9 protein-coding genes are annotated in these 15,611 nt (G+C 38.9%); 8 read left to right on the top strand and 1 reads right to left on the bottom strand.

Going from position 1 to position 15,611, the window contains the following annotated elements:
- Window positions 1-40: 40 nt before the first annotated feature.
- From ACF8EG_RS16440 to topA, 3 genes are read left to right on the top strand one after another with little or no spacing between them, the layout of a single operon-like run.
- Window positions 41-6,706, top strand: a complete 6,666-nt coding sequence (locus tag ACF8EG_RS16440) for a hypothetical protein (protein WP_392419571.1) — start codon at window positions 41-43, stop codon at window positions 6,704-6,706.
- A 51-nt stretch (window positions 6,707-6,757) separates the two neighbouring features.
- On the top strand, window positions 6,758-7,285 hold the full coding sequence (locus ACF8EG_RS16435) for a hypothetical protein (RefSeq protein WP_145471882.1): 528 nt from the start codon (window positions 6,758-6,760) through the stop codon (window positions 7,283-7,285).
- 24 nt (window positions 7,286-7,309) lie between these two features.
- Complete coding sequence (gene topA / locus ACF8EG_RS16430) at window positions 7,310-10,534, top strand: type I DNA topoisomerase (RefSeq protein WP_180208836.1); 3,225 nt, start codon at window positions 7,310-7,312, stop codon at window positions 10,532-10,534.
- A 38-nt stretch (window positions 10,535-10,572) separates the two neighbouring features.
- Here the strand turns inward: topA and ACF8EG_RS16425 are convergent, their stop codons facing one another.
- Window positions 10,573-11,331 carry a hypothetical protein gene (locus tag ACF8EG_RS16425; protein WP_258486596.1) on the bottom strand — a complete coding sequence of 253 codons (759 nt, stop codon included), beginning with the start codon at window positions 11,329-11,331 and terminating at the stop codon, window positions 10,573-10,575.
- Between the two features lie 65 nt (window positions 11,332-11,396).
- Between ACF8EG_RS16425 and ACF8EG_RS16420 the strand changes: the two genes are divergently transcribed.
- From ACF8EG_RS16420 to ACF8EG_RS16400, 5 genes are read left to right on the top strand one after another with little or no spacing between them, the layout of a single operon-like run.
- A complete protein-coding gene (locus ACF8EG_RS16420) occupies window positions 11,397-11,750 on the top strand; it encodes a hypothetical protein (protein WP_025767426.1) in 354 nt (117 codons plus the stop codon).
- Window positions 11,751-12,959, top strand: coding sequence for a hypothetical protein (locus tag ACF8EG_RS16415; protein ID WP_258486598.1), 1,209 nt, complete (start codon window positions 11,751-11,753; stop codon window positions 12,957-12,959).
- Window positions 12,956-13,537, top strand: a complete 582-nt coding sequence (locus ACF8EG_RS16410; protein WP_180208834.1) for a hypothetical protein — start codon at window positions 12,956-12,958, stop codon at window positions 13,535-13,537. The genes ACF8EG_RS16415 and ACF8EG_RS16410 overlap by 4 nt, the downstream gene beginning before the upstream one ends.
- A 16-nt stretch (window positions 13,538-13,553) precedes the next feature.
- Complete coding sequence (locus ACF8EG_RS16405; protein WP_145471878.1) at window positions 13,554-14,150, top strand: hypothetical protein; 597 nt, start codon at window positions 13,554-13,556, stop codon at window positions 14,148-14,150.
- A 17-nt stretch (window positions 14,151-14,167) separates the two neighbouring features.
- On the top strand, window positions 14,168-15,589 hold the full coding sequence (locus ACF8EG_RS16400) for a hypothetical protein (RefSeq protein WP_145471877.1): 1,422 nt from the start codon (window positions 14,168-14,170) through the stop codon (window positions 15,587-15,589).
- The last annotated feature ends 22 nt before the right edge of the window (window positions 15,590-15,611 follow it).

Below are 15,611 nucleotides of genomic sequence, written 5' to 3'. Positions count from 1 at the left end.
CTTCTGTGTGGGCATTTGTTACTTTTAATAAGGACCAATTATGTCAACAGAACAAAAGGTAGCCTGGGTAGATGCATCAGCTCATGATGTAAAGGTTCTTCCCATTAAAATACCAAAGACCGGAAAAATGATTCTGGCTGTTTACGGTAATATCAGCCTTGAACAGAAACAAGAGCTAACAAAAAGTCTGAGATTTAAAGACTTACGACGTAATTTTCAGTCAATCAACCCGAGTATCGACTTCTTAGGCGTACCGTGGACTTTACCCAACGGTAAGCCATACGTTACGCCAAAGTTCATTGAACAAATCGCAAATGTGTTCCCTCAAGCAAAGATGCGTCAGATGGATAGCATGGAGCGAAACACCCATTGGATTGGTATGCTTAAAAGTGCCCATCGTGATGGCATTTATAAAGTAGCTCAAAACCCTGCTGTCTCGCACCTTCTAAACTCAAAAATATTCGTCGGTGCTAATGTTAACGGTCGACAAGTATATCGTACTGAAGAGGGAGCTAGATTCATTGAAAGACCTAATGGGGATATTATTTTACGTAAATCGGATAAGCACCCTTCTTCAGATTTCTTATACCACGATCTAAGTAAAGCTCACTCAATCCGTGAAGTCGGAAATATCCTTGCCACTGAATACATTAATAATGGTGGTTTGAATGCCGCTGATGTCGAGCGTGTGATTAACGCTTCATTTAATCCACCCAATGAAGCCACAAAAGGATATGGACGATTATTTTCCAACGTTCTTGATGGAATAAAGACGGAGTTGATTGGTCGTATTCGAGATGAAAAAGCGAACGAGCCTATCGATTACACTGGCTTTATCAATGATACAGAAGCATTATTCCGATTGCCTAGCACACCTACGAAATCTATTCGTAATATGGATTCATTTGGTAAACAAGACAATATGCATTTGTCACTAATGGCTCGCGGATTTTTAGGCTTCGTGGAGAAAAGTGGTCCCGTAAACAACGTCGAGGTCGTGGGTGAAGATGCTGTTGCACTAAATACATACATTCCAACTTCGGTGGCATCGACACTTGTTGTCGATAACCCAAATATCAATGATCAATTGGGCTTACATAGTTCTCGAAAACTCAATATCGTTCAACGAGATCTAACCAAAACCTCAACGAGCAAAAGTGGTGTTATCATTGCAGCTTCAAATGATTCCACCAGCGACAATACGCCCGAAATTATTGGTGGTATCACAGTTTCTCGCCCTGACCACAAGTTAGCAATGCGTACTTTGATGTCTAGTGGTGAAAGTGCTCACACTATGCTGGTCATCAACAGTGATCATAATGATTTGGGTATTGTCACTAATGAATCTATGCCACTTCATGAATATATATTTCGAAATTTTGAAGTACTTGGAATGGTTGATGTTGATAAAGATATCATTGGTACGAAAAGTGACTATGCATCAAAACGTATTTACTTTACAGGTGGTCGAAGGCTTATTTCTCTTACTTCGACGCCCCCGCGTAACATCAATAGCATTGATGATATCGAAGACTTGTTCAATTATTCTCAGTCGTTACATGAAAAGCTTTCCTATAGTGACAAAAAGCTTATTACTGAAGAAGAAGCTAAGGTTTCAACCAACATTTCTGAGTTGCTTACCTATTATACTGAGAACCAAATTGAAAGTAGTAAGCATCAGCTAAATGAATTGCAACGTCGATATGTGCCTATGACAAACATGAGTCGTGTTAGTGACGCTGTCATACCACTTCACATACACGATGCGATGAAAGTTGTTTATCAAAAACTCGTGACTGATGTTGGCAACCCTGACCATTTCATTTGTAAAGAAATGGGTTGGACCCCTGAACAGTTCACAAACGTTCTTGATGCCACTCAGATCGATGCTCTAATTCTAAGTGTATGGAACGCGAAGCGTAACCAAAATGAAATCCTTGCCGATGCTGCCGGATTAGGTAAAGGGCGTATCCTTGCCGCATTCATGTACTGGGCAATCAAGCAAGGTGAAACTCCTGTATTCATTACCAAGGATACTGGGCTAATCTCTGATATTGTTCGTGATTTCCGTAACATTGGAGTATGGGATGAGATAAACCCATTTCCAATTGCATCAACAGAGATTAAAGACTTGGCTAACGAGAAGCCATTATGGACAAAAAACGAGTTAGATTCTCTCGCAAAAGAACATAATTTAATTGGTCAATTTTCTAAGCCAGAAACATACCATGCTCAAACGGTTGAAGAAAAAAATAATAGGACACCTCGCCGCGTTAAAACAGTCAACAAACCTTACAAACCTATTGATGATAAATACAATATCATCTTAACCTCCTATTCTCAGATGGGTCAGTACTTCAATAAAGAACACCCTTCTATGAGAATTGGTACAAATGCAGCAAAACGTAAGACAAAGAATGACCAACTTCTTAGGTCTTTTGCAACTCGCGATTCAATGGCTAACAAAGCACGATTAGTGTTTGACATATTATCGAAGTCAAAAAATCCAATTCTTGTTATAGATGAATCACATAAAAGTACTACTGATTCACTTGGTGCTATCGTGATTCATGGCTTTACTCATATGCTGCTTAAAACTAAGCCAGATTCATTTATTCTCCGTTCTTCAGCCACTGCAGCTAAATACGCTGAATCAGCAGCCTTCATGGTTGACGTGTTGGGTCGCGATCGCATGACTCAAAGAGAGGCTTATAATGCTTTGTCTAACGGTGGTTTAGAAGCCTATACAGTTTCTTGTGCCCGAAATGGTGGAATGATTGTACGTGACCATGATCCAGGTACTCGCAAAACTATTAATCTTCTTGACGAAGAACGAGTTGAACGAAACCGTCTTGCAACAGACACATTGGCGCGAATATTAAATAAAGGCGCGGATTTCACCAACTTCCAAGCTGCTTCTTACATGAAAGCAACCTCTCAAACAACGAAAGGATCGGCAGGTGACTTTGGTTTTACTAGTCCGATGAATCTATTAGGTGATGATTTTAATATTGCCCTATTAGCTGATTTTGTTGCAGAGCGTTGTTTAAAATCACTTAACGAAGGTAATAAGCCTGTTGTCGCAATCGAAAAAACTCAAGGTACTGCGATGCAAGGCTTATTCGATATGATGCTTCAGGAATGGTACGAAGCCGATCCGGTTAATCGTGTAGATCTTAGTCGTTCCGAGATTCCTAAGAAGTTTCAGCTTGAAGAAATGCCAACCTTTAAAGAAACATTGAAGCGTTGGCTTGAAAGAGAACAATCGATCACCATTACTGAAGACATGACACAAGAAGACCTTGAAGAGTGGCGTATTGCTAACAATAAAGGTCCAATGGATACACCAAAGGTGATGAAAAAGCGTGTCCGAATTCATTGGCGTGACCGTCTAGAACCATCACACCCAGAGTACTTAGAACTTCATCGCTTGAATCAAGAAATCCTTGATGAAATCGAATTGATGCCAGACTTACCTTTATCACCTATTGACCATGTAGTAATGGCATTGGAAGAACATGGATATCGAAGTGGTGAAATATCTGGACGTTCAATCTCTATCCAGAAAGACCCGGATGGTACGTTATGGCTTGTCAGCGCAAAAGTTGGCGATAATAGTGAAGCAATCATAGACTTCCAAAGTGATAAGTCAGATGCCATTTTTTATACAAAATCAGGCACAACTGGTATTTCGCTTCACGCTGATATTGACCTCGAAAGGCAATATGGGATCGATGTACGTCCTCGTCATGTCTATGGTTGGTCAACTTTTTCTGATATTGCAGACGAAGAACAATCTGCAAACCGTGCTGATAGAAAAAACCAAAAATATCCGGCGCAACTATTCCGAATGATGACTGGACTCCCTCTAAATGAAGTTAAGATACAGAACGTAGATAGAAGGCGTCGAGATCTTACATCTTTGCGTACAGGTAGTAGTAAGTCATTCCGCGAGTTTGAAGGAGGTTCATTCATCAATGAGTTTGGAAGTAAGCAAATTCAATATTTCCTGATGGACAACAAGCATTATATTGATAGGCTTCGTCTTTCTTCTGAAATGGCAAATAAACTCCGCGCAGATCAACTAGTTGAGTCTAAGTCAACCAACAATAACAATACCTATATCAACAAGATTTTTGGTCGCATGTACTATTTAACTTGTGCAGAGCAAATCGATTTCTTCGATAGCTTCCGTGTTCATTACAACGCTGAATACAATAAAGAGTTAGCGCAAGGTAGAGATCCAATCAACACAACTACGATTTTGGCTGACATCGTTCCTATTCGAGAACAACAAATTTCTGGTGGCATAGATAAAGACACTTATCATAACGAACTTGACCGCCCTCTTTATGCTAAGTTCGTTGAACTAAAATATCAGCCAGTAAAACTCGATTTAGAAAAAGTACTGGAAAGTATTGATTTGGGTAAAGAGAACTGTGAGTGGTCAGATGCTAATGGTCGAATCATGGCTCTTGCATCTGATATGCATAAAGCTGGAATGAAAGAACAGTTCTTAAAGACGCTTTATGAGCATCAAACCAGTTTATGGGAGCACTGGAAAAATCCACCTACTTTTGAACAGGCAATTGATAAGAACAGCGAAAATAGTTCTGATTTTCTGGTAACTGAAAATGAACGGTTTGACCTGATTCAAAAATTCATTCCTCACATTAGAATCGGAGGCACATACAACACCCTTCGTGATGACTATCTAGTCATCCTCGATGCTCATCTTAGCAAAAACTACGACGATTCAATGGCTTTATGTGATCAATGGTCAGTGTCTGTGGCAAGAACTGAGAACAATGCAATTGAGAGAATTTCGTTCCGTGATCTTATGAGTACTTTCAATCATAAACCAGAAGAGATGAAAGAAGCTTTTGATGGTGAGTTCACTCCTGAACATGAAGCATACGATACATTTTTGAATAACTCGATCGAAGGTAGAAAAGAGCGTCGTTGGATACTTGATGGCAACCCTCTTGAAGCCTCACGCTTAAATTCACTTGACCATGTAGAAAAAATTGGTGCTATGCAAACGATTGTCAGTTCAAACGGTGACATCAACTTGTGTTTAGTAGCATCTCCTACATGGACACTAAATAAGCTAATGAATAAAAAGGTGAATTGTTCATTACAAACATTGAAAATTGTCCGAGATGTAATTGAACAAAACCGAGTTAAAAATGAATCATTTGAGTTCTATCACAACCTTTATGACGCCAAGACCAAACCTGACTATATAGTTCGAGTTAGCTCTAAAGTCGGTAAAGAAAACTTTTCTATTCACTTGCCAAAGAATGTCACTCCGCGTGATAAGCTGAACTTGAAGTACCTGGTTGAATTCGGAGTGAAAACAACTAAAGATCATTTAATCAATGATGCCGAGATTGTTCGTAATACGACTCTCATTGAGGTTCATCGTGATTCAGTTGAGGTTGCATTTGAAGCTATCCAATCTAGAGGCTTCAACTTAGCGATGACACCAGAAATGGCAATGGAACTTCAAGAAACTGTTCATGAACAGCACAATGTAGACACAGCACTATCTAGCCTACTTGGGCAGCTTCATAGCGAAAAACAGAGCCGCTATGAACAGGAACTACAGTCACAAATCGAAGATGCTTCTTATATCGATGTCCCGGCTCCGGAAGGGATTAAATCCAATGAGGCAATTGATAGTAACCACCAAGACGAAACCTTAGCTTCTGATTCAATCAACAACTCGAAAATTGAACCAGTAAATGAGAAAAATCAGATTGATGTAGAAGAAGCTATTTCTACTCAAGATGATGAAGACGTTGTTTCGAATACTATTTCAAACCCTGACCTTGATAACGTTGAACAAGAAATAGTTGTTGAACTAAAAGAACAATACGACATGGTTACGATTAGTGATGGTAGATATGTTGTAGACAATATTAATGTCGAGGCTGAGAAGGTTACTTTCGTTAGCCGTGATGGTTCTGAGCGCTTCGTGTTTGATCGTGAAGAACTCGATGCTAATGGAGTTGCTATAAAAGGAATACATGATCCAAATGTTATAAACTCGACTTCGCACCCACTTATTGCGGAGCTAACTAGCCTTGTATCCCAATTGAACCCTTCGAAATGGTTTGATTCAAAAGGTCGTGTGACATTTGATATGTTTGATGATGTCTATGACTCACTCATCAGTGCTGGTAAACCTGCTGAATTAGCACGTATTAAATCTCAAGAGTTCAAAAATGGCATTGCAATGGGTGAGTTTACTCTTGCTGATTTCGGTATAGAGATCACGGATAAGCGAGATGAGGATATGGGTATCAGCGATTTCGTACCGGCTGAAACAACCCCCTTAAGTCAAGATAATATTACAAATGAGTCAGAGCCTCATAGTCTCGATAGTAACGAAGCTATGGATTTTACAACTAGCTTTAATCCGCCTGAATCGGGCGAAGATGTAAATACTGTCGCTACTGAGATGGAGCCTGATTTTTCATTTGAAAACTTTGAAGCACCTGAAGTACCTGAACCAAAAGCTATCAGAAGCCAAAATACGGAAGTTCTTGACGATGAAGATGAAATGTCATTTGAGATCGAGCCAACGACACCTAACCTTGAGTCATCAACCGAAGCGTTTGAAGACCCTCTGGGTTCTGTATTGGCGAATGCCGAAGTTGAAGACGAAGAAGATGACATGAGCTTTAATTTCCAACCTTAATGCTAGATGCGCCCTTACTAAAAAGGGCGCAAACCTATAAAGAGTTAAAAAATGCATAACATTCAAACTATTTTCAAAGCTTTTAATAAAAAACAAGTATTCAGTGATTTTATTGAACAACTGAACGATGAAGAAGAATCACTAACTTCAACAGAAGAATGGATTTTAGACGGTGTACGAGTTACTGACATATCACCGCTTGTATATGTCCATAGCTTTATCGAGTCCGAACCAGACTTTAAATCAATCGAAAGCAGTATTCATACAATCGTGAACGAACAACCTGATTCAGTTACAAATGGGTTAGATCTAGCATTCTTAAGCACTTTGTTACCTAAAAGTGGTGAATTAGAAAGTGAGTTTTCTAATACGTTCATCGAATCTACCCAAATCACAATCGACCTCAAAATCACTTATTCAACAGAAAAAGATGAGTTTCAATTCGTTGTAAATGAAGCTGGTAACATTTTGTTCTGCACCCAAGAAGGTCAATTAGTGGATGTAGAAGTAGCCATCCGCACATTTCTATCAATCGCTGAGCAAGCACAAAAGGTTTTCGAAAACCCAGAAGAGATCTAATCATCCCAAATTGGAGTATTCAAAATGGATTTGGTCATTGTAGAGAGTCCAGCTAAAGCAAAAACAATCAATAAGTACCTTGGTGATAACTATCAAGTTCTTTCATCTGTTGGGCACATCCGGGATTTAGCACCTAATGGTTTATCTCTCGATGCCAACTTACATCCAATCTACGAAGTAATGGAGGACAAAAAAAAAGTCGTCGCTAACATAAGAAAAGCTTTGGCAAGAGCAAACCAAGTGTATCTAATGACTGATGCTGATAGAGAGGGAGAAGCCATTTCTTGGCACCTCCGTGAAGAACTAGGTTTAAAGCCAGGTCAGTATAAACGTTGCGTATTTACTGAAATCACTCAGTCTGCGATTCAAAAGGCTATTCAAAACTGTAGAGATATAGACATGAGCATGGTTGAAGCTCAAGAAGCTCGTCGAGTTCTAGATCGGATTATCGGTTACACTGTCAGCCCGATAATGAGTGGTCTGTACCAAGCTCCTTCCACTGGTCGCGTGCAAACTGTAGCAACAATGCTGGTGGTTGACCGCCAAATTGAAATCAATAAATTTCAACGCAAACCCTATTACGATATTAACCTAATTTTTAATAACAAAGGCGCTAACTGGTCTGCAAAGCTTGAGTTAGATAATTTGATACGATCTGGAAAATTCGATAAAGAAATTATTCAGCTAAATGACTCTACGAAATATAGGCTGGTCAATCCTAGCTTTGCTTATGCCATCGAAAAAGTGATGTTTAACACTCAAAAAGTGGTAGTGTCATCGGTTTCAAAAACACCAAGAACTCGGAACCCACCTCCCCCATTTACAACCAGTTCGTTGTTACAAACGGCATCAGCTAAACTTGGTTGGGGTTCTGTTAAAATCATGCAAGTAGCTCAAAAGTTATATGAGTCCGGAATAATCACTTACATGAGAACTGACTGCCCCAATCTAGCTGATGAAAATATCGAATTGGTCAGAGCTGAAATACTTGCCTTACAAAAAAACAATCCTGATTCGTTAAAGAAATCGCTTTTGCCATCAACGCCAAATCGATTCGCAGCAAGTGAAAACGCTCAGGAAGGTCACGAGGCTATTCGTCCTACAAAGATGAATTTTACAGCCTCAAGAATCAAAGACGATGATGGAGCTGCGCTATATGATCTGATTTGGCGCAGAACAATGGCTTGTCAGATGGCTCCTATGGAATACGACCTCAATGAAATAGAACTACGTTCATTAAAGGCAATCAAGGGAGAGCATTTGTACTTCAAAGCTTCAGGCAAGTCCGTCACATTTGATGGTTTTATGCTTGTATATGACGACAGTGAAGATAGTGAAGATAAAGCGGCGCTGCCTGTTGTTGAAAAAAACTCAGAGATTGTCATTAATCGAGTGGAAAACGATAATAAATTCACTCGCCCCCCACCGCATTATACAGAACCAACTCTGATTAAAGAGCTAGAAAAAAGAGAAATTGCCCGTCCATCAACATACGCTTCAACCGTTAGTACCATTATCAAACGTGGTTATGTTGTTCGAGATAAAAAAAACCTTGAAGCAACTCGTACTGCAATGAAGTACATTGAAAACATCAGAAATGATTTCACTTTTGTTGATTACTCATACACAGCGTCAAGTGAGCATAAACTTGATAAGATTCATCAAGGGCAGCTTTCATTCGATCAATTTATCAACGCAGAGAATTCTACTTTAAACGAAGATATTGATAGGTTTTCTCAAAATCACTCGCAAAAGATGAGCACTTGTCGAAACTGCGGCAATAATACTTTGATCAGAAGAAAAGGTCAGGACAAGTCGACTCACTATCATTCTTGTTTCAAATGCATGGCGACCTACCCTGACCTTAATGGCAAACCTCATTACGACTATGAACCACCCAAACTTACCGAACATAAGTGTCCACGTTGTAAGGTCAATAACCTTAAACTCTATTCAAAAAAGCCAGACAAAGAACAGCGTTGGTTCGGATGTAGCGACTCAAACTGTAAGACACTAATACCTAGTACCAGTGACACTTGGAATAGTAATCAACCAGTTCCCGACATCGAGCTGTGGCAAAGTAAGCATCAATATCAATGCCCTAAGTGTCACAAACAAGGAAAGAACAACTTTTTAGTATTAGCGGCAAGAAATCCAGATAAAGATTACAGAAACTATTTTTGTGAACTCAAAGAGAAGTGTTTTACTTTTGTTCGTTGTACAGAAGATAGTTGGAATACTGATAATCCAAAACCTGATTATAAGCACTACGAGCTTAATCATACACACCAATGCCCTGCGTGTAAGAGAAGTCACCTTAAACTTAATAAGGCTAAAACTAAATGGTACTGTGGTCTAGGTAAGGACAAATGCAGTACATTTATCAACAACCTTCAAGATGAAAACTTAGAAAACAAACCTGATATTGAAGGCTTTTTAAGAGAGCTATCGGAAAGGATTACGTGCCCTAAATGCCAAAAGGGATATTTAGTATATGGTAAAGAGTACGGGAATTATTTTTGTAGTGCCAAATGTGGTGTATCAGTATTTGCATGTGACACACAACCGCCCACACCAGACCTTGATGAGTACAAACAACGACAACCATGTTGCGTAAGTGGATGCAAAGGTCAAATAGTAAGAACAAGAGATAGAAAAAAATATCGCTGCAACTCTAAAAATTGCGATGCTATGTATGATAAAGCATCTGACGGCACTCCTGATATCGAAGGGTTTAAAGCGAATAAGTTATGTCCTAACTGTAACAAGGGCGTCCTTATTCACTCTAAGCAAAATCATAATTTCTTCTGCAGTACAAAATGTGGAGCATTCATCAATGAATCTTCGAGTAACCCAGAGTTGCCAGACATTGCTGAGTTTAAATCACGCCCTAGGTGCGTCGTAGACGGATGTAACGGTCATCTAGTGTTAACACGCAATGCCGACCAGTTCCGATGCTCAGAGCGCGGGTGCGGTACATTTCTACCGATAGTTCCTGGTGGCTCTACGCCAGATTACGCCAAGTTCGAGTCTGACAAAGCCGCTTTACGAGCTTGCCCTGAGTGCGAATGTGTTTCTCTGAAAATAAGTAAGGGGAGTCCCGATAAAAAGCCACAATATTTTTGCACATCTAACATATGCCAAAGTAAACAGTTCACAACCTTTGTGCCAATGGCTCATGATGGCGAACCAGATTACGAGTCATATGCTCAAAAAAAACGTGACTGGCAAGAAAGAAACTCTAAATAAAAAAAACCGCCTTTAATGGCGGTTTTTTAACTAACTTGTTATTCAGCTAACAGTTCAGAAATTTTTGACTGAGTTCCATCGTCTTCTGGGATACATGCCAAATCGATCATTGCACGATACCCATCAAATAAAACCCGCCAGCCTTTGGTTTCATTTTCAATTGTTATATCAAAAGGCTCTATCTGTGATTCTCCAACCGGATAGAGCGGAGTATGAAGTAAGAAAGGCTTATATGATTCTTTACATTCAGGATACGGGACCAACTCTTCATTGACTAGAATGCGACCATTTTGCGGAAAGTTTTCTGCAAAGTAGCTGTCTTTAGGTACAACCATATCAAATGTATTTCGAATCCGGTATCCAAAGCGATTAGCAGTGTTTAGCTCGACAACCTCTTTCGTGAACCCTGCAGATTCTTTCAAGGCTGAGTAAAATGTCTGTAGATACAAATCAGCTTCCAACTTGCTTAACGCGTCTTTAAGCTTTGCTACAGAGTCCACATCAAAAAGACCATTTGAAGAGTCCATATTGAAAGCAACTATGTTAGCAAATCGCGGATATTCAATCGCTTTAAATTGTATAAGTTTAAGGTCATCTTCATAAGTACTAGTTGATAACTCTATTTTCTTTTTGTTTCGCTTTTCGTTAAGCAAGAACTCTGTTTTTACACTTTCAGCAACTGCACCATCAATTACATTTGCGATCCTTTCATAGTCAACTTCTTGCTGACCGCAACCGCTAAGTACTACTGTGCCTAGACTCGCGATTACTATTGCCTTTATGGTTTGATTTTTCATTGTTCTAACTCTATTATATTTCACTATAAACATTTATATAGTACACAAAATGATGGAATAGTGAAATGTCAAAGTCATTCGCAGTAAGAGCAAAAAACGGCGATTCAAAATCTGCAGAACTCATTGCAATAGTAACATTTTGCTCATTGGAACAACTCAACGGTGTACTTAAAGAGCTATATCAAACTAGAGAAGGTATCGGACAAAAAAAACTTGAATTCGCAGATATGGGGGATGGATTTGTTCTCCAATTTAACAATTCTCGGTTCAAGCCGGAGAATCTATACATCACCAGTCCAAATTTATTACCAAAACATAAAGAGAAACTGGTTTTTGGTGAATGGATGTCATTGGATTTAGTGAAAAAACATATCTCTGCATTTGAAGTAGCTAACCGAATTGCAGCAAACATGGAGTAAATGATGAACATTACTCGAAGTGAAAAAATGATACTTTCCCTTGCGACAGTAACCCTCTTACTCATAATTTCAAACAGTATTACTGGTTATTATTTATACAAAGAATACTCTCAGTTCCTGATGGATACAGACAGTTCCCAAAGACATGAAATGGTTGTCAGTCGCTATACGTCAGATGTCTACGCTAAACCTTTAAATGACGATTTTTATGAATATTTGCGACCTGATGGCAGTAAGGCACTGGCTTTGAAAGACGGGTCATACGTTTTCTATGGTAGTAATCTTAAAGTTGACAAGGTTCTTTGGGGTGAATCAGGCTTTGTTGAAGAAATTCATAATGTTTACTCAAACACATCCCAAAAAGCAATTTACGATGGGTACAAGAACGAAGTAGTTCTTAGCAACTTTGGTACATTAGACAACCCTAAAACCTATTCAGATGCTAAGTACCGAGAAAAAAAGGAGATACTTCAGCAAGACTACGCTAATAGGCTAAGTCAATTATCAGAAAATGAGAACCAACAAAATCTTGCCATAGCCTCAAAAAGCAATTCTGCCTCACAAAAAATGAATAACTCTAATGCGAATAGCAAATTTGCACCACAAAAAGAGTTATCGATTGAATCTAAGAGTAGCGTTAAGGACACAGCCTCATTGTTACCTGGGGCAGACTGCTCGATTCACTACTGTAAAGAAGGAGATTTACCAGCTTACCCTTTGCCTATTAAAGCTCTAAAATCGATTGCTTCACTTCCTAAAACAGATCTATTGCCATTCTTTACAGTTGGAAACACAAGACATGGTGTGGATTTGACGGTTATTTGGGATGTCGATTGCCCTAAATGTGCAAAATTTTATAGAGATGTATTAAATCCCCTCATCAAAGATGGCAAGTCCGTAAGATTCCTCGTTTCAACTAACGAAGCTTATGATGACATATCACCGAGTAAATGGAATAAAATGGCTCAACTTCTATGTGATGTGGAACCAATACAAATCATCAAGAAAGATAAGCTAAACCTTCCATACCTGCCCCAGCCAAAGAGTGAATGTGGCATATCCACCATCCAACCGAAGGTAAAGGCACTAAAACAAACATTAGCTCAATTTGGTTTAAATGGACCAACACCAGTGTCTTTTGCACGGAAAGGGATGCTATATGGAGCAATTTTCAATTTAGAAGAAACTAAACGGTACATAGCTCAATGAAAAAATTATTAACTATTACATCTGTAGCCATATTACTCAGTGGTTGTGTTACAAAGCCTCAACCAACATCTGAATACAATATCCTTGACCCATTTCAAGTAGCCTCAGATTACTTACTGAACTCACGCCATTACACAACCAAAAATGGCAACGTTGATTTTAATTATCGCGAATACCTGATCTTCCAAAAGACCAATAGTGCTTCACTTTTCCATACTGAAGGTTGGGAACAACTTATCATCAAAATGGAAAATACTGTTGATGAAAGCGAGATTACACGTCGGTATAAACTAGACGATACAATAAGCCGTACTTGTTGGGCACAAAGAAATGATGCGCAAGTTAGTGTTCAATCAAATGGTATGCGTGCAACGGTAAAGCCTAACTATATCAACGCTTGTGTAAGTGAAGAACTTGGTCCGAACTATCCTCTCTTTACCTACAGTTGGACAGATGACCCCGTATTAGGTCAATACTTAACAATTACTAAACCAGCCGATCACTACAATGATAGGGATTATCTCTGCAAACTGAAACGTGAAGGCTATCATTTCGATATGCACCTCTACTGCAAGTGAATGGATGTAGGTCACTATGAGCATTTTGAGCGTTATTCGTAAGATAGTCAGACCTTCATTTGTTGGTACATTTTCAGATGATGCGTATAAAAAAGTTGGTCCCATGACGGCTCCAAAACAATTGGATTTTCGTCAAAAGCAATTTGAAGAGTTGCAACATGGAATGGAACATGGTTATGGCAAGGTTTCACATGGAATGTTCCTATTCACAATTGCTAATTTTAAAACATCTCCTAATACAATTTATAGAAAGTATCGTCGTATTAGAAAACAAATGAAGTTTATGCTCATTGTCGTCGGGATAATGTTTCTTTTGGCTATGAATCAGTTTATTGATTATCTACTTGGGCTTTCTAATATAATTTCCTGCATTTTATTTGCCCTATGTTTCTTGTTTTCCTTGGTACACTATGCAAATCATGCCCATAAAGCGAAACAAATTGCAATTGGGTGTATTTTCCCTCCAATTTATATGTTCCATCCATCAAATCATTTTGACTTCGAAAATTACCTTTACGACTTGAAAGGTAAAAAAATTCGACAACGGATAATTATAACAAATGAAATGTACAAAGAGGCGGTACATGCAATTGCACAGAGTGTTGATGATTAACTTGTTAGGTTCCTACTATGGCAGATAAGTACGAGTCTGAAACTTTCGATGGTTACATGCTGGGCATCATATTCATTATTGCTCTAGTATTTGGCATGTTTTTTTATATGTTCCCGATAATTTTGATTGGTCCTTGGGCACTGTTTAGGGTCGTAGAGAGTTATTTATTTGGGCTTTTCTCAGACTTGCATCGGGATCTTAGAGTTTACCTTTTAAACACATCTTGGCTTAAGATTGGCTACAGTACAGCTTTTTCTGTTGAGCGAGAACTAATGTTCCACTCAACTTGGATTTACTTAACTATCTTCTTAAAGCCTGTAATCAATATCCTAAGAAAGAAAACTGTTCGCGATAGACTTAGCAAAAGGCTTAGTTTAGAAGATATTCTGGAACAAGAAACGCATGTTTGGCGATATAATCGGTGGCTAGTTAAATTCAACCCATCAGAGGAAACTACCAGCGTTACAGAGGGACGTTTTGCCATCCGCGAGAGTTTATTTTCAGGTTTAAAGAGAACGCAAGTCATTACAATTGATCGTTTAAAGAATAAAGTAATTTACGATGAGACGCTTCTAAAAAAAGTTTTCATTAATCAACTACGCTATCCAAACAACGGCATTGACAACCTGACACAATTGCAAAAGCAATTGTTTTGCGTTTTTGCTCTACGAGAACCTTCACTTAAACCAATTTTCAGTAAATCAGAAAGTTCAAGCGCCATGTTAAAACGGTCGATTTTAAACCTTGTACTATCACCACTAAACTTTGCATTTTCACTATACCTGAATAAAACCGTTCTAGATTATGCACCAAAGCCTTTGAAAGTGATGCTTGAAAAGTGGGAACGAATGCAAATCAATGATAACGAAGATTTACGAATTTTTTATTTGGGTGATATTTCATTTGTTCTTTCAGGCGAGTTGGACGCGTCAGTATTACACTGGCATACAGAGAGAATTTTCGAAGTTGCTCGGACCAACGAAGCAATCCAATCGCTTTCAAAGCAGCACGCTTTTGTCGAGACGTTCTTAAGAAGAATGCTTTTTGAAGCTCGTGATTACGGAAAGTTACCCCCTAACCACTTTTCATGGTTAAAGTTGTACGACAGAACGCTTTGGTATGCCCTAAATGACGAAATGCTTCCTAGTGGTTCATTCGAATCAATGGGGATTAAGTCCCATTTTGAGCTGGAATTGCAGTCTGGGCTTCCTGAGCCATTCCCACAAGTTGAACAAGGCATGATGCTTGTTAAAGGCATAGCAACAAAAATGACGGTTTCTGAATTTGACCATATCAAGGTTTACATGAAGCATCCGTATAGCAAGTTGTACCCTTATGACCCCCATGTGCCGTATCAAGCGCATTTACAAAAACTGAAAGACGACCCTAGCTATGAACTCAAAATATTTAAAATTACACATGGGATTGTCGATGATTAAAAAAAACGGGCTTGTTGCCCGT

It is taken from the genome of Vibrio sp. YQ_11 (assembly GCF_043103065.1).
In the GTDB taxonomy this organism is placed as follows: domain Bacteria; phylum Pseudomonadota; class Gammaproteobacteria; order Enterobacterales; family Vibrionaceae; genus Vibrio; species Vibrio parahaemolyticus.
Note: the sequence above shows the minus strand (reverse complement) of the source record. Positions and strands in the feature narration are given on the sequence as shown.